Source organism: Candidatus Methanocrinis alkalitolerans (assembly GCF_029167205.1).
Taxonomy (GTDB): domain Archaea; phylum Halobacteriota; class Methanosarcinia; order Methanotrichales; family Methanotrichaceae; genus Methanocrinis; species Methanocrinis alkalitolerans.
On the sequence record NZ_JARFPL010000015.1, the window covers coordinates 19,528 to 42,166 of the forward strand.

Annotated in this window: 21 protein-coding genes and 1 tRNA gene; 6 read left to right on the forward strand and 16 right to left on the reverse strand. The window is 60.4% G+C overall.

Going from position 1 to position 22,639, the window contains the following annotated elements:
- Positions 1 to 6: 6 nt before the first annotated feature.
- The 4 genes from P0O24_RS06200 to cfbC all read right to left on the reverse strand — a co-directional run bounded on the left by P0O24_RS06200 (position 7) and on the right by cfbC (position 3,194).
- Entirely contained in the window at positions 7 to 411 is a 405-nt protein-coding gene (locus tag P0O24_RS06200; RefSeq protein ID WP_316968876.1) for a pyridoxamine 5'-phosphate oxidase family protein, read from the reverse strand.
- Positions 412 to 575: 164 nt separating this feature from the next.
- On the reverse strand, positions 576 to 980 hold the full coding sequence (locus P0O24_RS06205; protein ID WP_316968877.1) for a pyridoxamine 5'-phosphate oxidase family protein: 405 nt from the start codon (positions 978 to 980) through the stop codon (positions 576 to 578).
- A gap of 31 nt (positions 981 to 1,011) precedes the next feature.
- Positions 1,012 to 2,403, reverse strand: a complete 1,392-nt coding sequence (gene cfbB, locus P0O24_RS06210; RefSeq protein ID WP_316968878.1) for a Ni-sirohydrochlorin a,c-diamide synthase — start codon at positions 2,401 to 2,403, stop codon at positions 1,012 to 1,014.
- On the reverse strand, positions 2,400 to 3,194 hold the full coding sequence (gene cfbC / locus P0O24_RS06215; RefSeq protein ID WP_316968879.1) for a Ni-sirohydrochlorin a,c-diamide reductive cyclase ATP-dependent reductase subunit: 795 nt from the start codon (positions 3,192 to 3,194) through the stop codon (positions 2,400 to 2,402). Before cfbC ends, cfbB begins: the two co-directional genes overlap by 4 nt.
- Before the next feature lie 158 nt (positions 3,195 to 3,352).
- Between cfbC and P0O24_RS06220 the strand changes: the two genes are divergently transcribed.
- Both P0O24_RS06220 and P0O24_RS06225 read left to right on the forward strand, forming a co-directional pair.
- A complete protein-coding gene (locus P0O24_RS06220) occupies positions 3,353 to 6,028 on the forward strand; it encodes an S-layer protein domain-containing protein (RefSeq protein ID WP_316968880.1) in 2,676 nt (891 codons plus the stop codon).
- A gap of 208 nt (positions 6,029 to 6,236) precedes the next feature.
- On the forward strand, positions 6,237 to 7,343 hold the full coding sequence (locus P0O24_RS06225) for an NAD(P)/FAD-dependent oxidoreductase (protein WP_316968881.1): 1,107 nt from the start codon (positions 6,237 to 6,239) through the stop codon (positions 7,341 to 7,343).
- Between the two features lie 53 nt (positions 7,344 to 7,396).
- Here the strand turns inward: P0O24_RS06225 and P0O24_RS06230 are convergent, their stop codons facing one another.
- The 12 genes from P0O24_RS06230 to P0O24_RS06285 form a co-directional block, all read right to left on the reverse strand.
- A complete protein-coding gene (locus P0O24_RS06230; protein ID WP_316968915.1) occupies positions 7,397 to 7,954 on the reverse strand; it encodes a 30S ribosomal protein S7 in 558 nt (185 codons plus the stop codon).
- A 10-nt stretch (positions 7,955 to 7,964) separates the two neighbouring features.
- Positions 7,965 to 8,393, reverse strand: a complete 429-nt coding sequence (locus tag P0O24_RS06235; protein WP_316968882.1) for a 30S ribosomal protein S12 — start codon at positions 8,391 to 8,393, stop codon at positions 7,965 to 7,967.
- Between the two features lie 76 nt (positions 8,394 to 8,469).
- The gene (locus P0O24_RS06240) at positions 8,470 to 8,901 is read right to left on the reverse strand and encodes a NusA-like transcription termination signal-binding factor (protein ID WP_316968883.1); all 432 of its coding nucleotides are present in this window, start codon (positions 8,899 to 8,901) and stop codon (positions 8,470 to 8,472) included.
- The gene (locus P0O24_RS06245) at positions 8,894 to 9,205 is read right to left on the reverse strand and encodes a 50S ribosomal protein L30e (protein WP_316968884.1); all 312 of its coding nucleotides are present in this window, start codon (positions 9,203 to 9,205) and stop codon (positions 8,894 to 8,896) included. Before P0O24_RS06245 ends, P0O24_RS06240 begins: the two co-directional genes overlap by 8 nt.
- A 9-nt stretch (positions 9,206 to 9,214) precedes the next feature.
- Entirely contained in the window at positions 9,215 to 10,351 is a 1,137-nt protein-coding gene (rpoA2, locus tag P0O24_RS06250; protein ID WP_316968885.1) for a DNA-directed RNA polymerase subunit A'', read from the reverse strand.
- Positions 10,348 to 12,978, reverse strand: a complete 2,631-nt coding sequence (locus P0O24_RS06255) for a DNA-directed RNA polymerase subunit A' (RefSeq protein ID WP_316968886.1) — start codon at positions 12,976 to 12,978, stop codon at positions 10,348 to 10,350. The genes rpoA2 and P0O24_RS06255 overlap by 4 nt, the downstream gene beginning before the upstream one ends.
- An 8-nt stretch (positions 12,979 to 12,986) precedes the next feature.
- Positions 12,987 to 14,801, reverse strand: a complete 1,815-nt coding sequence (rpoB, locus tag P0O24_RS06260; RefSeq protein WP_316968887.1) for a DNA-directed RNA polymerase subunit B — start codon at positions 14,799 to 14,801, stop codon at positions 12,987 to 12,989.
- A complete protein-coding gene (locus tag P0O24_RS06265) occupies positions 14,794 to 16,284 on the reverse strand; it encodes a DNA-directed RNA polymerase subunit B'' (protein ID WP_316968888.1) in 1,491 nt (496 codons plus the stop codon). Before P0O24_RS06265 ends, rpoB begins: the two co-directional genes overlap by 8 nt.
- Positions 16,285 to 16,300: 16 nt before the next feature.
- A complete protein-coding gene (locus P0O24_RS06270; protein ID WP_316968889.1) occupies positions 16,301 to 16,537 on the reverse strand; it encodes a DNA-directed RNA polymerase subunit H in 237 nt (78 codons plus the stop codon).
- 28 nt (positions 16,538 to 16,565) lie between these two features.
- A tRNA-Lys gene (locus P0O24_RS06275) sits at positions 16,566 to 16,657 on the reverse strand.
- A 70-nt stretch (positions 16,658 to 16,727) separates the two neighbouring features.
- Positions 16,728 to 17,855, reverse strand: a complete 1,128-nt coding sequence (locus P0O24_RS06280) for an isocitrate/isopropylmalate dehydrogenase family protein (protein ID WP_316968890.1) — start codon at positions 17,853 to 17,855, stop codon at positions 16,728 to 16,730.
- A complete protein-coding gene (locus P0O24_RS06285; protein WP_394356718.1) occupies positions 17,852 to 18,340 on the reverse strand; it encodes a 3-isopropylmalate dehydratase small subunit in 489 nt (162 codons plus the stop codon). Before P0O24_RS06285 ends, P0O24_RS06280 begins: the two co-directional genes overlap by 4 nt.
- 140 nt (positions 18,341 to 18,480) lie before the next feature.
- Here P0O24_RS06285 and P0O24_RS06290 point away from each other — a divergent pair, with 140 nt between their 5' ends.
- From P0O24_RS06290 to P0O24_RS06305, 4 genes are read left to right on the forward strand one after another with little or no spacing between them, the layout of a single operon-like run.
- Positions 18,481 to 18,873 (forward strand): molybdopterin dinucleotide binding domain-containing protein, encoded by a 393-nt coding sequence (locus tag P0O24_RS06290; RefSeq protein WP_316968892.1) that lies wholly within the window; start codon positions 18,481 to 18,483, stop codon positions 18,871 to 18,873.
- The gene (locus P0O24_RS06295; RefSeq protein ID WP_316968893.1) at positions 18,870 to 20,162 is read left to right on the forward strand and encodes a formylmethanofuran dehydrogenase subunit B; all 1,293 of its coding nucleotides are present in this window, start codon (positions 18,870 to 18,872) and stop codon (positions 20,160 to 20,162) included. Before P0O24_RS06290 ends, P0O24_RS06295 begins: the two co-directional genes overlap by 4 nt.
- On the forward strand, positions 20,152 to 21,837 hold the full coding sequence (locus P0O24_RS06300; RefSeq protein WP_316968894.1) for a formylmethanofuran dehydrogenase subunit A: 1,686 nt from the start codon (positions 20,152 to 20,154) through the stop codon (positions 21,835 to 21,837). The genes P0O24_RS06295 and P0O24_RS06300 overlap by 11 nt, the downstream gene beginning before the upstream one ends.
- Complete coding sequence (locus P0O24_RS06305; RefSeq protein WP_316968895.1) at positions 21,838 to 22,617, forward strand: formylmethanofuran dehydrogenase subunit C; 780 nt, start codon at positions 21,838 to 21,840, stop codon at positions 22,615 to 22,617.
- The last annotated feature ends 22 nt before the right edge of the window (positions 22,618 to 22,639 follow it).

Genomic DNA, 22,639 nt, shown 5'->3' on the forward strand with positions numbered 1-22,639 from the left:
TCCCGTTCAGACGACCCTCTTCCCCGCCGTTGGGCCCCACATGGCGTTGAAGACGTCCTCGACCTTCACCACCACGGCGGCCTTGGCTGGGAGCTTGTTGTTGACGGCTAAAACCCACTTGGTCATCTCGTCGAAGCGCTCTCCTTCCTTGTAGATGGTGGCGGTGCCCTTGATCTGGAAGGACTTCTTCGTCTCGGTGTCGTAGCAGAGGATTGAAACCTTGGGGTTTTCGGCGAGGTTTGCTGCGGTCTTGTAGAAGAAGTTGTCCGCGATCATTATAGTCTCGTCGTCCAGGACCTTCAGGAAACCGACGTAGACGACGTTCGGCGTTCCTTTTGCGTCCGCGGTGGCGATGGGGGCGGGCTTCTGCTTCTCCAGGGTAGCTCTAACATCAGCTGGCATCTTGACCATTTAGATCACCTCCGTTCAAATAGAATATCAATATATTTATTCTTTGCGTCGTGGAGGAGCGAGGCAGATATTCGAGAAAAAGGGATTGAAAAGGATTGAAGACAAACGCCGTGGATGGAGAAGAGCAGATCGGGGCCGTTGGAGGCCCCCTCGGGTCATCCCCATCAGGCGATCTTGTCCCCGGCCGACGGGCCGGAGTTCGCCTCGTAGATCTCCTCGATCTTGAAGATCACGGCCCGCCTCATGTTGAGGTCGGGCTTTCGGGCCCGGACCGACTCCTCCATCTCCTCAAAGATCGACCCCTCGTCGGCGAAGGTCACCGTCCCTTTGATCTGGAAAGACCGCCTCGGGTCCTTCGTCCAGCAGACGACGGAGGCTCGGGGGTTCTCGGCCAGGTTCGTCGCGGTCTTGTTGAAGAAGTTGTCCGCAAAGAGGAGGGTCTCGTCGTCCTTTATCTTCAGGATCCCCATGAAGACGACGTTCGGCTTTCCCTCGGAGGAGGCGGTGGCAAAGGGGATGGGCCACTGCTTCTCCAGGGTCTCTATCACCTCGGGGGGCATCTTCACCATATCATCACCAAGGCTCGAACAGGTGGCGATTTTATTTATCCCTTCCCTCTCGTGCAGACCTTATGAAATGGCTCGGAAAGAGCCGATAGGAGGCTCCATGGAAGTGGTTGTAGGAGGCGACGAGGTTCCCGTCGACGATTCCGTCCATGCCGTTCTTTATCCCCGTCCCCCGCCGGAGGCGGATGGCGTACTCGACCTTCGCCCCCTCGTCGATGACCACCTCCGAGTGGTGGAACTCATGGCCGAGGAAGGTGGCGCCCCAAGGGCCCAGGGAGCAGTCCCGGAGAAACTCCCCCTCGGTGTAGCTGACGATCCTGCGCCCCCCCATCCTCGTCTTCGCCGGGATGAGCCCCGCGGCGGGAAAAGCCTCGCCTCCGTACTCGATCTCCTCTGTGAGGTACATGAGCCCTCCGCACTCGGCGAAGATGGGCGTCCCGCCATCATGGGCCCGCCGGATCGACTCCATCATCGACCGGTTCTCCGAGAGCTCCTTTCCATATAGCTCAGGATAACCGCCGCCGATGTAGAGGCCGTCGACCTCCGGGAGGGCGGGATCGTGGATGGGGCTGAAGGGGACGACCTCTGCCCCGGACAGCTCGAAGAGCTCGATGTTGTCCCGGTAGTAGAAGTTGAAGGCCTCGTCGAGGGCGACGCCGATCCTGACCCCTTCGCCGGTGCGATTGGGCAGATAGAGGTCGGGCTCAGGCGCCTCCAGGGGCTTTGCCTCGGCGGCGATCTCCAGGATCCGGTCGATATCGAGCCCCTCCTCCACCACCTTCCGGATCTTGTCGAGCCTCTCGGCAAAGCCGGCGTGCCTCCTCTCCCCCTCCAGCATCGGGACGAGCCCCAGGTGGCGCATGGCGAGGTGCATCGACTCGTCCCGGGGGATCACCCCCACGACCTCGACCCCGGCGTGATCCCGGATCGCAGATATAGCCTTCTCGGCGTGGCGCTGGCCTCCGACCTTGTTGAGGATGACCCCCCTGATATCGACGGCGGGATCGAAGTCGGCATAGCCCTTGACGAGGGCCGCAGCGCTCCTCGTTATCGATCTTGCGTCCACAACCAGGATCACCGGTGCCCGGAGGATCTTGGCGATCTGGGCTGTGGACCCCCGGTCGCCGTCGTACCCCTCGTATAGCCCCCGGACCCCCTCGACGACGGCGAGGTCCGCCCCCTCGGCGGCGTGGGCGTAGACCTCCCGGACGGTCTCCTCCGGCATCAGGTGGCCGTCGAGGTTCCGGCACCACCGGCCGGTAATCCCGGTATGGTAGCTCGGGTCGATGTAGTCGAGGGCGACCTTGTAGGACTGGACCGAACGGCCCCGATTTCTGAGGGCTGAGAGGAGCCCCGCCACGATCGTCGTCTTGCCGCTGGAGCTTCGATCCCCAGCGATGAGGACTCTGGGGATATAGGAGGTCATATGAGGGATAGCTCCCGGAGGCGGTCGTCGTCGATGGGCTCAGGGTGCCTGGGCTTTGAGCCCCCTTTGACGTGATCTGCCAGCTTCCGGTAGACGTCGGCGATCTCGGAGTCGGGCGCCCCTTCGATCACTGTGACCCCCCTCCTCTCACACCTCTGGACTATCGGATCTTTCGGGATGTAGGCGACCAACTCGCTGCCGACCTCAGAAGCGAACCTCTCGACGATCTTCCTCTCGGCTGCCGCCTCTCGAGAGTTGCATATGACCCCGGCGAGGGGGGTCTTCAGCCGCTTCAACCCCCGGCATATGTTGTTGGCGGCGTAGATCGGCATGTACTCTCCCGATGTTATGATGTAGGCCTCGGTGACGAGCCCCTTTCGTATGGGAGCAGAGAAGCCGCCGCAGACTATGTCCCCAGGGACGTCGTAGAGGGTAAGATCGATCTCATCTAAGACCTTCGATACCTTCCTGAGAAACTCGATGGCGACGATGATACCCCTTCCGGCGCAGCCGACGCCGGGCTCAGGCCCCCCCACCTCGATGCACTTGACTCCACCGTACCCCTCGAAGACTACGTCCTCCTCGGATATCTCACCCCCCGCCCGGATCAGGTCCATCATCGTCGGGATCCTCCTTCCGACGAGTGTGATAGTCGAGTCGCTCTTGGGATCGCACCCCACCATCAGAACACGGCAGCCCTTCTCGGCGCAGGCCGCCGCGACGTTAGAGGCGGTACAGGACTTTCCGATCCCCCCCTTGCCGTATATCGCAACATGCTTAACCTGGGACATGTTCTATCTCCAGAACGTCCAAAGCTTCGCCATCGGATATACAGGTTATCCAGAGTTGGTGTCGCTGAACCGGCGAGGATCCGGGAGAAGAGGATGAGTTTGGGGGTATAGAATTAGCCTTTGAAGCAGATGAAAGCGAGGGGGGAACTCTCGGGGCTTTGGCCCTCCTCTGCCTTGGGATATCGATCTATCTTCTGGCCGGGGCCATGGGGGCCACAGGCCAGGTGCCCATGGCCGAGGTCCGGGGACATTTCAGCGGCGGCGACGGGAACTGGAACGCCGAGAGCTTCGGCGGGTTCTACTACGACCTGGACGCTGGGGTCGGCGGCGAAGAGCTTGTCGTCGAGGTCGAAGGGCGCAGGGTGGAAGAAGGCCACCTCGTTTATTCGAGCGAGGTCTGGACCGAGGAGTTCGACTTCGATGGATGGGGGCGCCACCAGGCGGTCGCCTTCCTGGGGAAGAGGTACCTTGCGGGATACTTCAATGGCGACTTCACCGACGCCGTCTCCGCCCTGGAGGAGGGGGAGCTCCGGGAGGTCCTCATCGACTATGAGGGGATCCAGACCGCCACCTCCCAGACCCCCCTATTCCTGGGCGGAGGGTACTGGATCGAAGTGGCAGCAGCCTCCTACGACGGAGATACGGTCTACCTGATCTTGAAGAAGAACGGAGTCGAAGTAGATCGGTCGGTTGTGGCAGTGGGGGATACTTACGTCTACAAGGTGGGAGATCGCCGCCTCCCCATAATCCTCGCCCACGTCAGATCGGCGATGCAAGGAGGCGAGATGGCCATAGTCGACATCGATGGGATCTTCCAGATCCAGGACGTCCCCACCATCAAGATCGAGGCGGGAGGCCTCATAGGCGAGATGGAGGTGACTACCTTCTCCGATGATAGGATCGAGCTACTGAACGCCCGGGACCTCATACTCTCCCGGGGGAGCACCGTCCCCCTCGCGGGAGGTCTCGCCCTGAGGGTTAGGGACACCCCCGAGCTTATCTATTACCCCATTGGAGCGATCACCGATTACGGGGTCCATGAGATCAGGGGGCCGGTCTATACCGAAGACTCCCTGGTCCGGCTCTTTTACTCCGATGGGTCGATAGGCTTCGCCGAGGCTCGATGGAACCACGAAAATTTTGCGGGGTTCTACTTCGATGACCAGGAGGATATCGGCACCGAATCTCTGATCCTTTACATGTCTGAAGACGGGATCATAAGTCCGGGTCGCGAGTTCACCATGAACGAAACCAGGCTGGGATACGGATTCAAGTACACATCCTTTGTGGAGCCTGTAGATTTCGAATTTGAGGGATGGGGAAGCTATGAGGTGACGACCCTCTTCGGCCAGCCCTGGTTTGCGGGCTACGGGGAAGAGACGAGCCCAGAGATTGGAAAAAAGAGCATGGTGGGGATGGAACAGATCGGCCAGATCCTCCTCGACTCTGATGCCCGGAACAGGGTCGTCGGCGGCAACGTTCTGAAGCTGATGGATGGGTACGAAGTTCACATCATAGACGTTTCGAACGACTCCATCTTCATAATGCTCGCCAAAGATGGAAAGGTTCTGGACAGGGGGATAGTCCGGTCCAACTCCACCTACGTCTACGAGAGAGATGTAGGTGATGTGGACGATATGCCCCTGATCGCCCTCCACATCGAGGGCGTCTTCAACAGCCATGAGGATCACTTTGCCATAATAGACGGGATATTTCAGATCTCGGACAGAATGATCCTCCCCATCGAACCGGGGAACGAGTTCGGGGAGCTGAAGGTGATGGTCATAAACCCCTCCTTCATCATCATGGCCAATCCCGACTGGATCCTGCTGAGACGCGACTCAAAGACGACCATCCTCCCGGGGATCAACATAGCCGTCGCCGATAACGAGACGTTCAGATACCACTTATTTACAAACGAGTACGTTCTGCCCCCTCCTCAGATATCGGATCTGTCCATGCCCGAAGAGCCGGTCCCCTCTGGGGGCGTTGCGAACTTCTCGATATTCGTCGTGGCAGGGGAGATAAAAAGCGTCACCGCCGAGACCGTCGACGCCCATGGCCGCAGGCTGATCCTGGGGGATCTGACGGCCTCAGGCGTCGGGGCCGTTGATCAGTGGATCTACTCCTGGCAGTGGAACTCCACCGTTCCTGCCTTGAGCGACGACGGGACGATCCTTCCGGAATCGGAGGTTCAGGGAGGGATTTTGCAGGTCAACGACAGCACCCAGCCGGTACAGGTCTTCGTCAGCTTCGACGTATCCGGAAGGATCGGATTGATCCGGGATACCGCAGGCGAAATCTACTACATATCCCCCACCGAGTACGAAAAGCTTGGGGAAGCTGCGAGCTACGCTGAAATGGCCTCCGATGATCACCTCAGAAGGGAGTATGTAAAGATCGAGCCGGGCGAAAGCGAGATCAGGTTCTTCCAGATCGTCGACGGGACGGCGATCCTCGGCGAGAACGGGCACAAACTCTCGTTCTCGCCCTCGGGGATCGAGCCCCACCTGATCAGGGTCGGCGCTCCACCGGGGATGTACGAGATCAGGCTTCGGGTCGAGAACGGCATGGGCGCCCTCCGGACCTCAGGGCACTACTTCGAGATCTCGGGGTCGGATCTGGTGCGGGCGTCGGGGGGGTCGCCGGAGGTCGAGGGGTCGGGGGTTGGGGGGGTGGATGCTATGAACGGATCGATCAACTTCCCCCTCCCGCAGCCATCGGACGATCTCCAGGAGAAGAGGAGATCGATCCCCGCGCCGGGGGCGCTCTTCGCCCTGATGGCCCTGGGGCTCGCAGCCGCCATCGGATGGAGGCGGCAGTCCCTCCGATAGGCGAACGGCGGCAATCTGATGCGCCAAACCCGACGATGAAGGAGGGTTTTTATGGTACGGATCCGTCCGATCTGAGGGTCCGGTCCACTTCTGTAGGCGGGGCAAAAGGACGGGGAGGAGAACGGTGGAGATGGAGATCTCCTGATCAAAGTGGCTGATGGCCGATTGATCTATCGATGGATTCGGGTCAGAGACGGAGATGCAGCAGATGAAATTGAGGCGAAGCGACTCCTGGCGTGTGGTGGTGGTGGGCGGCGGCATAGGCGGGGCGGAGCTGGTGCGAAATGCCGCCACAAAGGAGGGGCTGGACCTCGTCCTCGTCGAGCCGAAGGATAGGATCGAGTGCCAGGCCCTCTACCCCGACTACCTCGGCGGAGGAATAGAAATTGAGGACATGACCGCCCCCCTGGACCCCTTCTGCAGGAAGATGGACGCCGTCCATGTGAAGGACCGGGCCCTCGCCGTCGACTTCGCAGATAAGAGGATATCTTGCGAAAGAGGCGACCTCGATTACGACCTTCTCGTCCTGGCCCCGGGGGCGGTCCAGAACTACTTCGGGGTCGAGGGCGCAGAGAAGGCCTTCTCCATCAACACCCTGGAGGAGACTGTCAAAGCTAGGCGGTTCGTCGAGAAGAAACGCCCCAAAAAGATCGCGATAATTGGGTCCGGGCCCACCGGGATAGAGACCGCCTGCTTTCTTGCGGAGAAGACCACCTCCGCCGTGTACATCATCGAGATGATGGACCGGCTTTTGCCCACCCTCTCGAAGAACGCCTCCATCCTGATGGAGAAGATCCTGGTGGGGAAGGGTGTGGAGGTCCTGACCAGAAAGCAGGTCTCGTCGATCCGGGACGGAGGCGTCACCTTCGCTGACAATAGCTCCCTTGAATGCGATATGACGATCTGGACCGCTGGCGTCAGGGCTGCGCCCCTCATCGAGAGGCTGGACCTGCCCAAAAAGAAGGGCTGGCTCCTATGCGATCAGTATCTCAGAGCCTGGGAGAGGGAGGACGTCTTCGTCATCGGAGACTGCGGATGGATCGAGATCGGCGGAAAATTGGCCACCAAGACCGGGATGGAGGCGGAGATCCAGGCGAAGCACACCGCGAGGAACCTGGCTCGGGTCGCGAAGGGCGAACCCCTCAAGCCTTACTCGATAAGGGCCTCCACCGACAGCCCCGTCGCCCTCATCTCGACGGGATGCGGCTGCGCCGTCGGGATATACGGTGACCTCTGCGTCCCCATCCCCAAGAGGATCATCTACACCTTCAAGAGCTGGATCGACAAGTCCTTCGTGAAGCGGTTCAAAGTATAAATATTGAAAAAAATATTTTGAGGGGTGCCTGCAGCCGACGTGAACCTGGAAGTTCAACGTGCAGCCTTGGCGACCCTCTCGACGCTGTCCTTCCTGTTCATCGCGAAGGACCGAACGTCGCCCTTCGAGGCGGCGATGATCTCGTCGGCGAGGCAGCTTCCTGCAGAACGCTTGGACTTGAACGCCGACTTCTGGGCTCCGGTGGTGATGAACATAAGAGCCTTGTCGACCCTCCTCTGGGGAGCGGTGTCGACTGCCTTGGGGACGGTTATGCCGCCGTACTTGAGACGGACGACCTCCTCCCGGGGACCGGCGTTGGATATCGCTCTCGCCAAGACGGTGAGGGGGTTCTCCTTCGTCCTCTGGTGGATTATATCGAAGGCCTCTTCCACTATCTTGTACGATTTCATTTTTTTGCCGGTGTTGACCTCGCCCTGCATCATCTTGTTGATGAGCCGCTCGACGACATGCTGCTCTGACTTCTTGAACTGCTGCCTTGCGTGCCTGCCGCCCGAATGCATCACTACCAGTGGACGGAGGTTAAAATAGCGCTTTATGCTGAGATCCGCCACCTCGATCTCTTCAGGATCCCATTTGCCGAAGATCTTCACGTTCAAAGTATCACCTTACGGGCTTCTCCTTCCGCCCGGAGACCATCTCGTTGAGAGATACGTTGTTTACGGCGATCACCTGGAACCGGACGCCGGGTATATCGCCCTTGGCTCCGCCCATCCTGCCGCCGATCCTCTCCACCACGACCTCGTCGTGCTCGTCGATGAACCCTATGGCACCGTCCCCCGGACAGAAGGCTGTAACCTGTCTTCCGTTCTTGATGAGCTGAATCCGGACGCATTTTCTGATGGCCGAGTTCGGCTGTTTAGCCTCGACGCCGACCTTCTCCAGGACTATTCCTCGAGCCTGCGGCGCGCCACCCAGGGGATCCGCCTTGACGTTCAGGTTCAGTGCCCTCCGGCTGTAGTTCATATCTCTCCACCGGAAGCTCTTGCGGTCGCTCTCCAGTTTCCTGGCCGCGTACATTCCCTTTCCCATTATTTCACCTAGTTGAATGCTATATCCATCGCCGACGGTCGACCCGCCGACCTCGAAATCGGGCGCCGGTCAAATTTTACTGGATTATGATGTCGTCCACGCCGTGATGCCTCGAAGAGAGCATCTTGGCCTTTAATATGTTACGGCCATCCCGGCCTATGGCGATGCCCTTGTCCCTATTTGCTACTTCTACATAAGCCAATCGCTTATTGTTTTTGGAGACGATCGTCACGTTCTTTATCGAGGCGGGCTGGAAGACGTTCTCCAGGAACTCCTTGACGTCGTCGCTGTGCTCCACGATCTCGATCTGCTTTCCTATCGACTTCTTCACCCTGTTGATGTTGCTGCCCTTCCTCCCTATGGCAGCCCCCATATCTCCCTTCTTGATGACGAATATTATCCGATCGTTATCATCGTCGATGATGCAGTCTCTGGCGACGCCTCCGGTCAAGCTCTCGAAGAGGGCGATGTACCTGATCCCTTCGGTGGTAAGCTTGAACTCACTCATCCTCGTTACCCCTGATCTCCCTAAGAAGCGCCATGATCTCAGAGTCGCCGGGGTCTATCACCGCCAGGGCCGCCACCGGGAAGGGTTTTCCGCAGGCAGAGCCCAGGTCCTTTCCCCTGCCCGAATAATTGTATACTGGAACGTCCGCCTCCTTCAGCATCTTCTCCACCTCCTCTGGACAGTCGATGGCGTTGATGACCAGCTTGGCCTTTCCGCTGGTCCCAGCTTCCACGGTCAGATTTGAGCCAAGAACAACTTTACCGGTTCGAATCGAACTTCTGAGCGCTCTATCAATGTTTATCATCCTTTTACCTCATCGTTTTGCGACTAATTTGACATCGCCCGTTCCCAGCTGTATCGGCTGGCCCACAATGACGTTCTCCGTTACGCCCCGAAGATCGTCCACGTCTCCGCGAACGGCGGCGTCGAGGATGTGGTTGACGGTCACCTCGAAGGCGGCTCTCGCGAGGACGCTCGCCTTCTCTCCCGAGACCCCATGACGGCCGATCTGCTTCACCTCGCCGTCGCAGGTCATGATATCTGCCACCAGCATGATGTGCCTCACGTCAACGGAGAGGCCCTGTTCTCTCAAGGTGTCGGTGGCCTCGTTTATTATGGCGTTTCGGGCCGCCTCTATTCCCAGGACTTCGCCGATCTCGGTTATATTGTTTGTTTTCGTCCTGGTGGGATCGACCCCCTCGAACTGGATGACCTCTTTGAGGGCCGAGCCCTCGGTATAGAGGACGTACTCGTCCCCCTCCTTCCTGATCACCACCCTCTTTATCCCCTCGATGCCCTTCAGAGAGATCGTCTTGATCTTCTCGACGAGCTGGAGGAGGTCTCGGTAGGAGGGCTCCGGCGGCGTCATTATGATCTGGTTTCCGTGCTGATCCGCCAAGATCTTCGTCCCCTCGGCCAGCCGCTCCGCCACATCCGAGGCGGTGATCTTCCTCTGGAGGAGGGCGTCCTCGTTGAGGTCGATGACCACGTTCATCTCCGCGAGGTCTGTAGCCATAGACCCCAGGTGGAGGATGTTCGTCGACTCGATCGACCAGGCAACTTCCCTCGCGATGTCCCGATCGAGGGCGTAATCCTTCTCCAGACGGATCGTCATGGTGGGGGTGCTGGGGATCTTCCTCGCATCGACGATCTCGATGAGCCTGGGAAGGCCCAGGGTTACGTTGATCTCGGCGACCCCAGCATAGTGGAAGGTCCTCATGGTCATCTGGGTGCCGGGCTCGCCGATGGACTGGGCGGCCACGACCCCCACAGCCTCACAGGGCTCGACCTTGGACCGCTGGTAGTCGGCGACCACCGTCTCGGCGATTTCGCTGAACTCCTCCTCAGATACCTTCAAATCTTTAAGCTCGTCCCCTAGGGCCTTTTTTATGCTCGGGGGGAGGGGTAGATCGACGACCCTCTTCTGGATCTCCTTCTCAGACAGGCTCATGCACCCTCCTTTCTCAGCACCCTCTGGACTATCCGGTGGACGTTCTCGGGGCTTGCGTAATCTCTCTTCGAGGCATCGACGCCGTCCTCGCCGTAGTTGAACTGTACAATGATCCCCCTCGTCTCCTTGACGGTCCCATCGTACTGTACCTCCAGGTCCTGGAGGGCGTTGATAAGCCTCCTCTGGAGGTAGCCGCTCTGGGAGGTCCTTATCGCCGTATCGACGAGCCCCTCCCTTCCGCCTATGGCGTGGAAGAAGAACTCCGTCGGGTTGAGCCCCTCCTTGTAGCTCGACTGGACGAAACCGTGAGCTTCAGCCCCCAGGTCCCCCCTCCGAAAGTGGGGTAGGGTCCTGCCTTCGTAGCCTCGCCGGATCCGCTCGCCTCGAACCGACTGCTGGCCTACGCAGGCGGCCATCTGGGTGAGGTTGAGCATCGAGCCTCGGGCACCGCTCACCGCCATCACAACGCCGCTGTTGTCGAGCCCAAGGTACCGGCCCGCGATGGAGCCGGTGCTGTCCCTGGCCTTGCCCAGGGTCTGCATGATCCTCATCTCGAGGGTCTCGTCGAGGGTCCTCCCGGGAAGGGGCTCCAGCTCACCGGCCTTGTAGGCCTCGATCAACTTCGTCACGTTCTCCCTGGCGGCGTTCAGGACGTCGGAGATCTGGTCTTCTGCCTCTTTTGGAATGTCCTCGTCGTCTATGCCGAAGCTGAACCCTGCGAGCATTATGCCCCGGATCGCCATCTGGGTCATGCCGTCGACGAAGCCGGCGCCGACGGTGGGACCGTACTCCTTGATCACCCTGTCGGTGATCTTCCCCTTGAACGCCCCCACCCCGGCGGCGTCGATGGTCCCTGCCACGATCTCGCCGTCGCGGATGACGACGTAGGCGTCGTCATCGCACTCCTCCCTCTTGCAGGAGTCGCAGTTCTTGCAAAAGGAGGCCTTGAAGTCGAGGTTCAGCCCCTTCGGGAGGATGAGGCTGAAGATCTGCTTTCCGGTCCAGTAGGGCTCACCCGCCTCATCCCACCCCTTCGGCTCGGGGATCTCCAGATGGTGGAGCTTCTTGACTACCTCCATCATCTCCAGCCTGTTGACCCTCCTCTCGCCGTGGGTCAGAAGGAAGTTTCCGGTGACGTAATCGTGGATCCCGCCGATGATGGGCCCGCCGAACCTCGGCGACAATATGTTCTCCTGGACCCTCATCAGGATCTCGGCCTCCGCCCTGGCCTCCTCGGTCTGGGGGACGTGGAGGTTCATCTCGTCCCCGTCGAAGTCGGCGTTGTAGGGGGGGCAGACCGCCGGGTTCAGCCTGAAGGTCTTGTAGGGCATCACGATAACCCGATGGGACATGATCGACATCCTATGAAGAGACGGCTGCCTGTTGAAGAGGACTATGTCCCCGTCCATCAGCTGACGGTCGACCTTCCAGCCCGGCTCGAGCTGCTCTGCCACCTCTTCGGCGTTCCTGTCGGTGATCTTGACCCGGCGCCCGTCGGCCCGAGTGACGTAGTTGACCCCCGGATGCTTCTCCGAGCCCCTCCGGACGAAGTCCCGCATCACCTCCAGGTTCCTCCCGTTCGCCACCAGGGGGACCGATAGCTCCATGGCGATCTCCAGGGGAACCCCCACCTCGTTTATGCTGAGGTTGGGGTCCGGGGATATCACCGTCCTGGCGCTGAAGTTCACCCTCTTCCCCGACAGGCTCCCCCGAAACCGCCCCTCCTTGCCCTTCAACCTCTGAGATAGGGTCTTTAAAGGCCTCCCGCTCCGATGGCGGGCGGGGGGCACCCCCGATACGGTGTTGTCGAGGAAGGTGGTGATGTGGTACTGGAGGAGCTCCCAGAGGTCCTCGATGATGAGCTGCGGGGCGCCCGCCTCCCGGTTCTCCTGGAACCTCTGGTTGATCCTTATGATGTCCACCAGCTTGTGGGTGAGGTCGTCCTCGCTCCTCTGGCCGCTCTCCAGGGTGATCGACGGCCTCATCGTCACCGGCGGCACCGGCAGGACGGTGAAGAGCATCCACTCTGGGCGGGCGGTGTCGGGGTTCATCCCCATCACCTTGATGTCATCGTCGGGGATCTTCTCGAACCGGTCCCTGATGTCCGAGGCGGTGAGCTTGTGGCCGTCCTCGATGTAGGCTAGGGGTCGCTCGAACTTGATCTCCTGCTGGGGCGAGCTGCAGTAGGGGCAGACCTTGTGCTTCCGGGCCTCGGCGAAGACCTTGTTGACTATGTCGTCTGTCGTCTGGCCGAGGCGGACGAGGGTTTCGATCTGCTCTAGATACATCCTCTTCTCTGCCTCCAGGAGCATCAGCCTCGAGCAGTCCCTGCAGATCCCCCGGAGGATCTTCCTTATCAATTTAGCAAATCCGACATGGATGACGGGGGCTATCAGGTCGATGTGGCCGAAGTGGCCGGGGCACTCCCCGGGCCTTCCGCCACAGGACCTGCATCGGAGGCCAGGATCGATCACCCCGAGCCTCGGGTCCATCAGCCCCATCTCGATGGGGAACCCGTCGTCGTCGTAAGTGTCTGCGGTTATGATCTTCACAACGCTCATCCTCCGGAACTCCTGGGGAGAGATGAGCCCAAAACTGATCTTACCAATTCTCTTCGGGACGGTCATATTTACACCTAAACTGCGTCCTCCAAAACGAGCCTGGGGGCGACGCCGAGAGACTTTATCTCGTCGAGCAAGAGCTTGAAGGCGTAGCTCATCTCCACGGGGTATATCTCAGTGTCCGAGCCGCAGACGGAGCAGTAGTCGACGTTCCTCCTCTTGTCGTGGATGGCGATCATGCCGCATCGGCTGCAGACGAGCTCCGTCACCTTGTCGGACTCGTCGACGAGCCGCTCCTTCAGAGCGAGGGCTGCGCCGTGGGCTATCAAAACGTCCCGCTCCATCTCCCCGAACCGCAGCCCCCCTTCTCTCGCGCGCCCCTCCGTCGGCTGCCTGGTGAGGACCTGGACTGGGCCTCTGGACCTCGCGTGCATCTTACCCGTCACCATGTGGTAGAGCTTCTGGTATAGGATCACCCCGACGAAGACGTCGGCCATGATCTGCTGGCCGTTGATGCCGTTGTACATCACCTCTCGGCCAGTGTGGGAGAAGCCGAACTTGGTGAGGGCGGACCTCATGTCCGCCTCTTCTTCGCCCAGAAAGGCGGTGGCGTCCACGAGCCTCCCTTCTAGAGATCCCATCTTACCCCCGATCATCTCCAGGACGTGGCCTACGGTCATCCTCGAGGGGATGGCGTGGGGGTTGACGATGAGGTCCGGAACCTGGCCTGACTCGGTGAAGGGCATATCCTCAGGAGGGACGATGAGCCCCACGACGCCTTTCTGGCCGTGGCGCGAGGCGAACTTGTCCCCCAGCTCTGGAACCCTCTGGTCCCTCGTCTTCACCTTGGAGAGCCGGTTTCCGTTGGAGGACTCGGTGAGGATCACCGTGTCCACCACCCCCTTCTCGTTGGACCTCATGGTGACGGAGGTCTCCCGCCTCTGCTGAGGGGTGATACCGAACTCTGTCGGCTCTTCGAGGAACCGGGGCGGGGAGGTCTTGCCGATGAGGACGTCGTTGGGGGCCACCACGGCGTTGGGGTTGACGAGGCCGTCGTCGTCGAGCTGGGAGTACGCCTCCGTCCCCCTCGCACCCCGGACTTCCATATCCGGTATCTCGAACTTATCCTCCTGGCCGCCGGGGTACTTCCGCTCCTCCGCCTCCGAGACCCTGAAGAAGTGGCTCCGGCCCAGCCCCCTCTCGATGGAGCCCCTGTTGAGGATGAGGGCGTCCTCGATGTTGTACCCCTCGTATACGAGGACCGCCACGACGAAGTTCTGACCTGCGGGCCTCTCGTCGAAGCCTATGGCGTCGGCGGTCCGGCTCCTGCATAGAGCCCTCTGGGGGTAGTGGAGGTAATGGCCCCTGGTGTCCGGTCGGAGCTTGGTGTTGGCCATGGGGGTCCCAAGGCACTGCTTGACCATCCCGGCCCCCATGGTGTTCCTGGGGCTGGCATTGTGCTCAGGGTAGGGGACGAGGCCTGTGCATATACCCAGGATCAGAGAGGGGTCCACCTCCAGGTGGGTATGATCGGGGGTGGTGTCCTCCTCCCAGATCGCCACCAGGGCGTTCTCCTCCTCCGCAGCGTCGAGGTACTCGACGAGCCCCTGGGATACGAGATCAGAGAAGGCGATCTCGCCCTGCCGGAGCTTCTCTATATGCTCTTCTGTCACCAGGGGGGCGCCGCCCTCCACCACGATGAGGGGGCGACGGGCTCTGCCGGAGTCGGTGCTTATCAGGATCTCGTTGGTCCTAGCGAAGTAGGAGACGTTGATCTGGTTGCTTATCTGGCCGGACCTTCGAAGCCGCCTCATATCTCCGGCCAGCTTCGTGGGGTCGGAATGAGTCCCCATGAACTCACCGTTTACAAATACTCTCGCGCTACTCATGTCGACCCACCACCGGGACTACCTCCAGATCCAGAAGCATCTTCTTCACGTCCTCATAATCCTCGACCCCTGTAGATAGCTCGACCCCCTGGGCGAAGTTCTTGACGAGACCGCAGTTGGGGCCTTCCGGAGTCTCGCTGGGACAGATCCTCCCCCACTGGGTGGGATGAAGATCCCTCGCCTCGAAGTGGGGCTGGGACCGGGATAGGGGTGATATCACCCTTCGGAGATGGCTGAGGGTGGCCATATAATCGGTCCGGTCCAGGAGCTGAGAGACGCCGGTCCTACCTCCAACCCAGTTTCCGGTGGCCAGAGGATGGATCATCCTCTCGGTGAGGACGTCGGCCCGGACGGTGGTGATGACGTTCAGCTCCCGATTTCTCATGCTCGCCCGCTCGAGCTGGTACTTGATGTCCCTCGTCAGCCTGCTGAAGGCGACCCGGAATAGGTCCTCCATAAGGTCTCCGGATAGCTTGAGCCTCTTATTGGCGTAGTGGTCCTTGTCGTCCTCCCCCCTCTTTGCCAGGGCAAGCTCGAAGCACGCCTCCGCCATCCTGGCGAGGAAGAGCCCTTTGGCGTAGCGGTCCCCCTCTTCGACCCCGATATGGGGGAGAAGGTACCGATCCAGGACGTAGGCTGCCCTCTTCTTCTGGTACTCCTTCGCCTGGCCAGCGGCGACCCTGCCGCCTATCTTCTCGAGAGCCTCCTCCTTGGTCGCCACCTCCGCCTCCTCAAGGTTCTCCAGCATGAACTTTATTATCTCCGGGTTGTCGGAGACGGCCTGGACGATATCCATATCTGTCTCGAGGCCGAGGGATCGGGCCAGGGTTACGAAGTTGAGCCTCCCGCTGACGGAGGGGAAGGATACCTCCAGTATAGACCTCCTCCCCCGCTCAACGATCACCAGCGACCGGTACCCCTGCCTTTGAGAGAAGACCTTGGCCACCTCGATGTCGTCGTCGTACCTCTGGTTGTACTCCACCAGGATCTTGTTGGGGGAGAGGTCCTCCAGGGTCATGATCACCCTCTCAGACCCGTTCACCACGAAGTATCCGCCCGGGTCCAGGGGGTCCTCCCCATACTCGATCATCTCCTCCCGCGATAGGCCTGAGAGGTTGCAGACCTGAGACATCACCATGATAGGGAGCATCCCGATCATCGCCTCCACCGGCTCCTTCTCAGTCTCCCCCTGGACTATCGTCATCTGCAAGCGGAGGGGGGATGCGTAGGTGAGGTTTCGGAGCCTAGCGTCGTTGGGATAGAGCCGCTCCACAGAGCCATCTGCCTCGGTGACCGTCGGCTTCTCAGCTCTGATGGCGCCGAGCCTGACGTAGGTATCCTCGATGTTCGTCTCGATGATCCCCACCTCGTCGATCACCTTCTGCAGTCCATGATCTATGAAATCATTGAAAGAGTTTATGTGATGGTGGACCAGCTTATCTTTCGTAAAATAGGCCTTGTATAGAAGATTTCTGTCAAGCAAACCGTAAAACACCTCTTCAATCGATTACCAGTCTGTAAAAGACCGACTCTCCTGATGTGGAACTCTTCCTGATTATCTTTACCACGTCCCCGACCTTACCACCGATCTCCTTAACCACCGGGTCTGCGACATGGATCTTCGGAAGCTGAGCAGAATCCACGCCGTAACTCTTCAGCATCTCCTCCAACTCTTCGGGAGATAGGAGGGTGTGGGCTGGAACCAGGTCATGATCCTGCAGTACAAATTTTTTCATACAGTCACTCCCAGAAATGAGCGTTAAGCGGGCTCGAAGGGATTTGAACCCTCGACCACCTGGTATCTTCGTTCAAAAAACTTAAAAGCCAGACGCTCTGCCTAACTGAGCTACGAGCCCCCATGAGCAGATCAGCCCATACCACTGTCTAGGAGATGGTCATCCGACATAAAACCTTTTCGGCTTCCTATCATATCTCCCCGAGGATTATGGCCGCGATGTCGTCGCCGACCTCTGAGGTCGTATTGCTCCCGCCCATATCGTAGGTCCTGACCTTCCCCCTCTTGATGTTCGTCTCGATCGCCCTCACCACGTCCTCGGCTGCGGCGCGCTCGCCCAGATGCTCCAGAAGCATCGCCCCTGCCCAGATGGTGGCGATGGGGTTTACCTTGTTCATGCCCTTATATTTGGGGGCGCTGCCATGGATCGGCTCGAACATGCTCGTCCCCTCTGGGTTGATGTTCGCCCCCGGAGCGAGGCCGAGCCCCCCCTGAATCATGGCGCCCAGGTCGGTGATTATGTCGCCGAACATGTTGGGGGCGACTACGACGTCGAACCACTCGGGGTTCTTGACAAACCACATGGTGATGGCGTCGACGAAGTTATAGTCCGTCTCCACCTCAGGATAGTCGGAAGAAAGCCTCTCGAACTCCTCTCTCCAGAAGCCGTAGATGTCGGAGAGGACGTTCGCCTTGTCGACGCTGGAGAGGTGCTTTCTCCGCTCCATGGCCAGGTCGAAGGCGTACTTTATGACCCTCGTCGTCCCCTCCTTCGAGATCATCCCTATCTGGTAGGCGATCTCTTCGCTGTTGGACTCGACGTCGAGGCCGAACTTGACGGTGTAGAGATCCCTAATAACATCGAACTCTGAGCGGCTATTCCCCGCCTTCGCACGGCTCCCGATCCCGATGTAGAAGTCCTCGGTATTCTCGCGAACGACGGTGAAGTCAATATCCTTGGGCCCCTTATCTTTGATAGGGGTCCAGACCCCCTCCAGGAGCTTGACGGGCCGGAGGTTGACGTACTGGTCGAAGTAGAACCGCATCGCCAGGAGGACGCCCTTCTCCAGGACCCCCGGCTTCACCCTCGGATCGCCTATGGAGCCGAGGTAGATCGCCCTGTACCGCGAGAGCTCTTTCAACGTATCCTCACCCACCAGCTCTCCCGTCTCTAAGTAGTGGTCTGCTCCCAGGGAGTACGCGGTCCATTCGATATCAAAACCGTGCATCTCCCCCGCGGCCTCCGCCACCTTCATACCCTCGGCCACTATCTCAGGTCCTATACCATCCCCAGGGATAACGGGCACTTTGTACTTCAAGCAGACCTCACCATCCTCTTAGTATACTCTACAAGCCCCCCCATCGCCACGATCTCCTGGAGGAATGGCGGGAGCGGCGTAGTCCGATAAGTCTCGCCAGTGGACCGGTTATATATGATCCCCTCGTCGGCGTCGATCTCGATCTCGTCTCCATCGCGGATCCTATCCGCTTCGGCGGAGACGAACAAGGGCAGGCCGATGTTTATGGCGTTCCGGAAGAATATCCGGGCGAAGGATTCGGCGACGACGGCCTTCACCCCCGCCCCTTTGAGACCCAGAGGCGCGTGCTCCCGGGAGGAGCCGCAGCCGAAGTTCCTTTTCGCCACAACGAAGTCGCCAGCGACGACCTCCCTCGCAAACTCCGGTCGTACGCCCTCAAAGACGTGTTTTGCGAGGTCCTCGGGGTCGTTGATCACCAGATAGCGTCCGGGTATGACCGCATCGGTGTCGACGTCATCTTCAAACTTCCAAGCTCTGCCTGCCAGAAAATATCCCCCCAACGGCTTTGGGCTAGTTAGCAATGCCGATGGTCTATATTAAAGTGACCGTCCCCGGGAGGGACCGCACAATATTTAGCCCTTGGGGGGGCAGCTACTAGGGAGTTCGAATTCGATGGTGATTTGAGTTGAAGGCGATCATGATCTCTGGACGCACCCTCGGCCAGGGTGCAAGCTTGGAGGCGAAGACGTCGCCCGAGTTCTTCAAGGCCGTATCTTTCTGCGCCCTATCCGAAGAAGACTACGACGCCCTCGGCATATCCGGGGAGGGGAACGTCCTGGTGAGGAACGAGTTCGGCGAGATCGTCGTATCGGCAAAGAAGGATGAGGGGCTTCCTCCCGGGGTAATCTTCATACCGATGGGCCCCTGGGCCAACGCCGTGGTGGGGCGAAAGACCGGCGGCTGCGGGACCCCCCAGTTCAAGGGGGAAAAAGTCGAGGTCGAAGGAACGAAGATGCCCGTGATGGAGATCCGGGAGCTCTTCGCCGACATGAAGAAGCAGGGGGGGGGTCGGTCTTGATCATCGAAGACGTCCTCTGCCCCTTCTGCGGCTGCCTCTGCGACGACATAAAGGTCGAGGTGGAGGAGGGGAAGGTAGTCGGCGTCAAGAGAGCCTGCAGGCTCGGATCGAGCAAGATCCGGGGCCACGAGAGGATCAGAGCCCCCATGGTGAGGAGGGATGGAGAGCTCTTTGAGACGACCTACGATGAGGCCTACGACCGGGCCGCCCGGATCCTGAAGGGGGCGAAGAGGCCGCTCCTCTACGGCTGGTGCTCGACGGTCTGCGAGACGGCGAAGAAGGGGATCCTCCTGGCTGAGGAGGTGGGCGGCGTCATCGACTCCACCGCCACAGTCTGCCACGGACCCTCCATCATAGGGATCGAGGAGAAGGGGCTCTCCGGCTCGACCCTGGGGCAGGTGAAGAACAGAGCCGACCTGATAATATTCTGGGGGGCGAACCCCGCCGAGGCCCATCCCCGCCACACCATGCGATATTCGTCAAATTCCACGGGGATGTTCACCCCCGAGGGGAGGCGGGGGAGGAAGGTCATCGTCGTCGACGTCCGAAAGACGAGGACCGCCAAGAACGCCGACAAGTTCATCCTCATAAGGCCAGGGACCGACTACGAGGTGATCTCCGCCCTCCGGATGATCGTCAAAGGCAAGGGCGACCTGATCCCGGAGACGGTGGCGGGGGTCAACAAAGCCGACCTGGAAGAGGCGGCCGGGATGATGAAGGCCGCCAAGTTCGGGTCGATCCTCTTCGGCCTCGGGATGACCCACAGCAGGGGGAGGTACAAGAACGTCGACAACGCCCTATCCCTGGTGGCAGATCTGAACGGCTTCACCAAGTTCGTGGTGATGGCCATGAGGGGGCACTACAACGTGGCGGGGTTCGGTCAGGTCTGCGCCTGGGAGACGGGCTATCCCATGGCCGTGGACCTCTCCCGGGGCGCCCCCTACTTCAACCCCGGCGAGACGGCCGCCTGCGACCTCCTGGGGAGGAGGGAGGCGGACGCCATGATGGTCGTCGCCGCAGACCCGGCGTCGAACTTCCCCAGGGAGACAGTCGAGGCGATGGCAGAGATCCCGGTCATCCAGGTCGACCCCTTCCCCAACCCCACGACGTTCCTCGCCGACGTGGTGATACCGACGGCAGTCTGCGGCATCGAGGCGGAGGGGACAGCATACCGGATGGACGGCCTATCCTTGAGGATGAAGAAGGTCATCGACTCCGGCCTCCCCACAGACGAGGAGGTCGTGGAGAATATTCTTGATCGAGTGAGGAGGCTCGCCGATGATAATTGAGGGCGGGATCGTCTACGATCCCATAAACGGGGTCCTCGGAGAGGAGATGGACGTCTCCATCGAGGACGGCAGAGTTGTCGAAGAGTCCCGAGATGGCGAAAAAATCGATGCCCGGGGGATGCTCGTCTTGCCCGGCGGCGTCGACGCCCACGCCCACATCGCCGGGGCGAAGGTGAACACCGGCAGGATCATGCGCCCCGAGGACGGGAGGCGGGGGACGGAGGCGAGGACGAAGCTTCTGCGGCCTTCCACCGGATACACAGTCCCCAACTGCTACGCAATCGGGTACCGCTACGCCCGCCTCGGCTACACCTGCGCCTTCGAGGCGGCGACGCCGATCCTGGAGGCGAGGCACACCCACGAGGAGCTGGAGGAGATCCCCATAGTAGACAAGGGGGCGCTCACCCTCTTCGGGAACAACTGGGAGGTGCTGGAGTGCGTCAGGGACGGCGACCTCGAAAAGCTTGCGGCCTTCGTCGCCTGGGGCCTTCGGGCGAGCAGGGGTTACGGCGTCAAGGTGGTGAACCCCGGGGGCGGCGAGGCGTGGGGATTCGGCGGTAACGTCAAGGGGATCGACGACCCCGTCCCGAACTTTGGGGTCACCGCCAGGGAGATCATAAGGTACCTGATGAGGGCTAACGAGGCCCTCCGCCTCCCCCACTCCGTCCACCTCCACACCAACAACCTGGGCAAGCCCGGAAACTACGAGACGACCCTCGCGACCCTCCGGGCCGTCGAGGATATCGCCTCATCCAGGGACCGGCAGGTCCTCCACGTCACCCACATGCAGTTCTCCGCCTACGGCGGGACCGGCTGGAGGGACTTCGAGTCGAAGGCCCCCGAGATCTCCGATTACTTCAATAAACACGATCAGTTCACCATGGACATGGGCCAGCTGATCTTCGGGTCCGCAACCACCATGACCGCTGACGCCCCCCTGGAGTACGGAAACGCCCGCCTCCTCAAGGCAAAGTGGTCGAACCACGACATAGAGCTGGAGGAGTCGAGCGGCGTCGTCCCCCTCGTCTACGGGAGGAAGAATCCCATCAACGCGATCCAGTGGGCGATCGGCCTGGAGCTCGCCCTCCTGACGGAGGACCCCTGGCAGATGATCATGACCACAGACCACCCCAACGGCGGCCCCTTCGTCAACTACCCCGAGGTCGTCGCCCTCCTCATGAGCCGGTCGAAGAGGGAGAAGGAGCTGGCAACCCTCCACGACCTGGCATCCAAGAGGTCTTCCCTCCCGTCCATCGAGAGGGAGATGGACTGGAACGAGGTCGCCATCGTGACGAGGGCGGGACCCGCCCGGATCCTGGGGCTAGCGGAGAAGGGGCACCTGGGGGTCGGGGCGGACGGGGACGTCTCCATCTACGATGTCAACCCGGAAAAGGTGGACCCATCGAAGGAGCACGAAGAGGTGAAGGCCGCCCTCGCCGGGGCCAAGTACACCATCAAGGGCGGCGAGGTAGTCGTCAGAGACGGCGAGGTTGTGGCGGTGCCCCAGGGGAGGACCTACTGGGTCGACGCCTCGGTCCCGGAGGATGCAGAGGCGAGGGTTAAGGCCGACCTGGTCGAGAAGTTCGCCAAGTACTACAGCATCCAGATGTCAAACTACATGGTCCAGGACGCCTACGTCACCCGTCCACGAGTGATCAGGGCGGGGGTGATCTAGATGAAGAAGGTTATCATAAAGCCGCTTCGGGAATTCTGGGTCCCGGTGGAGGCGGAGAGGATAAGCCCCGACATCTTCGCCCCTCTATCCATCGAAGAGATAAGAAGGCTGGAGGTCTGGGAGGGGAATAGAAAGGTCACCCTATCGGACCTCTTTATGATATCGGGTGACGATGAACCCGCGCCGCCGGGGGATAATGAGATCGTCCTTTCCGGCGACTTCTCCAGGGTGAAGCGGATCGGCGAGAAGATGACCTCAGGTACGATCGTCATCAAGGGCGACGTCGGAATGCACGCCGGAAACGGGATGTCCGGCGGCGAGATCCTGATCGATGGGAACGCCGGTGACTGGCTCGGCCGGGAGATGCAGGGCGGAAAGATCACCGTCTCTGGCGACGCCGGCGAGTACGTCGGAGCCGGCTATCGCGGCGAGAGCTGTGGGATGCGCGGCGGCGAGATCCTGGTCGAGGGGTCGGCCGGCGACTATCTTGGCGAACACCTCTGCGGCGGGACCATCACCGTCGGGGGAGACGCAGGCGACTTTCCGGGGATCGGAAACCGGGGCGGAGCGATCGTCATCGGTGGGAACGCCCACCTCCCGGGAGCGGAGATGGCCAGCGGCACCATCACCGTCCGGGGAAGAGCGAGGGTCCTCCCGTCATTCCAGCGGCTGGAGACGGTGGAGATCGACGGCATCCGCTTCGATAAGTTTTTGGGAGATCTGGTGGACGACGGGAAGGGCGAGCTATTTGCAGCCTCAGTGGAGGACGGAGGAAGATGACAGTCAGCTTGATAAGTGAGTA

Excerpts from the sequence above, each read along its gene's own strand:
- P0O24_RS06200 (WP_316968876.1), bottom strand. The coding sequence starts at position 411 with ATGGTCAAGATGCCAGCTGATGTTAGAGCTACCCTGGAGAAGCAGAAG.
- P0O24_RS06205 (WP_316968877.1), bottom strand. The coding sequence starts at position 980 with ATGGTGAAGATGCCCCCCGAGGTGATAGAGACCCTGGAGAAGCAGTGG.
- cfbB (WP_316968878.1), bottom strand. The coding sequence starts at position 2,403 with ATGACCTCCTATATCCCCAGAGTCCTCATCGCTGGGGATCGAAGCTCC.
- cfbC (WP_316968879.1), bottom strand. The coding sequence starts at position 3,194 with ATGTCCCAGGTTAAGCATGTTGCGATATACGGCAAGGGGGGGATCGGA.
- P0O24_RS06225 (WP_316968881.1), top strand. The coding sequence starts at position 6,237 with ATGAAATTGAGGCGAAGCGACTCCTGGCGTGTGGTGGTGGTGGGCGGC.
- P0O24_RS06235 (WP_316968882.1), bottom strand. The coding sequence starts at position 8,393 with ATGGGAAAGGGAATGTACGCGGCCAGGAAACTGGAGAGCGACCGCAAG.
- P0O24_RS06240 (WP_316968883.1), bottom strand. The coding sequence starts at position 8,901 with ATGAGTGAGTTCAAGCTTACCACCGAAGGGATCAGGTACATCGCCCTC.
- P0O24_RS06245 (WP_316968884.1), bottom strand. The coding sequence starts at position 9,205 with ATGATAAACATTGATAGAGCGCTCAGAAGTTCGATTCGAACCGGTAAA.
- rpoA2 (WP_316968885.1), bottom strand. The coding sequence starts at position 10,351 with ATGAGCCTGTCTGAGAAGGAGATCCAGAAGAGGGTCGTCGATCTACCC.
- P0O24_RS06255 (WP_316968886.1), bottom strand. The coding sequence starts at position 12,978 with ATGACCGTCCCGAAGAGAATTGGTAAGATCAGTTTTGGGCTCATCTCT.
- rpoB (WP_316968887.1), bottom strand. The coding sequence starts at position 14,801 with ATGAGTAGCGCGAGAGTATTTGTAAACGGTGAGTTCATGGGGACTCAT.
- P0O24_RS06270 (WP_316968889.1), bottom strand. The coding sequence starts at position 16,537 with ATGAAAAAATTTGTACTGCAGGATCATGACCTGGTTCCAGCCCACACC.
- P0O24_RS06300 (WP_316968894.1), top strand. The coding sequence starts at position 20,152 with ATGATAATTGAGGGCGGGATCGTCTACGATCCCATAAACGGGGTCCTC.
- P0O24_RS06305 (WP_316968895.1), top strand. The coding sequence starts at position 21,838 with ATGAAGAAGGTTATCATAAAGCCGCTTCGGGAATTCTGGGTCCCGGTG.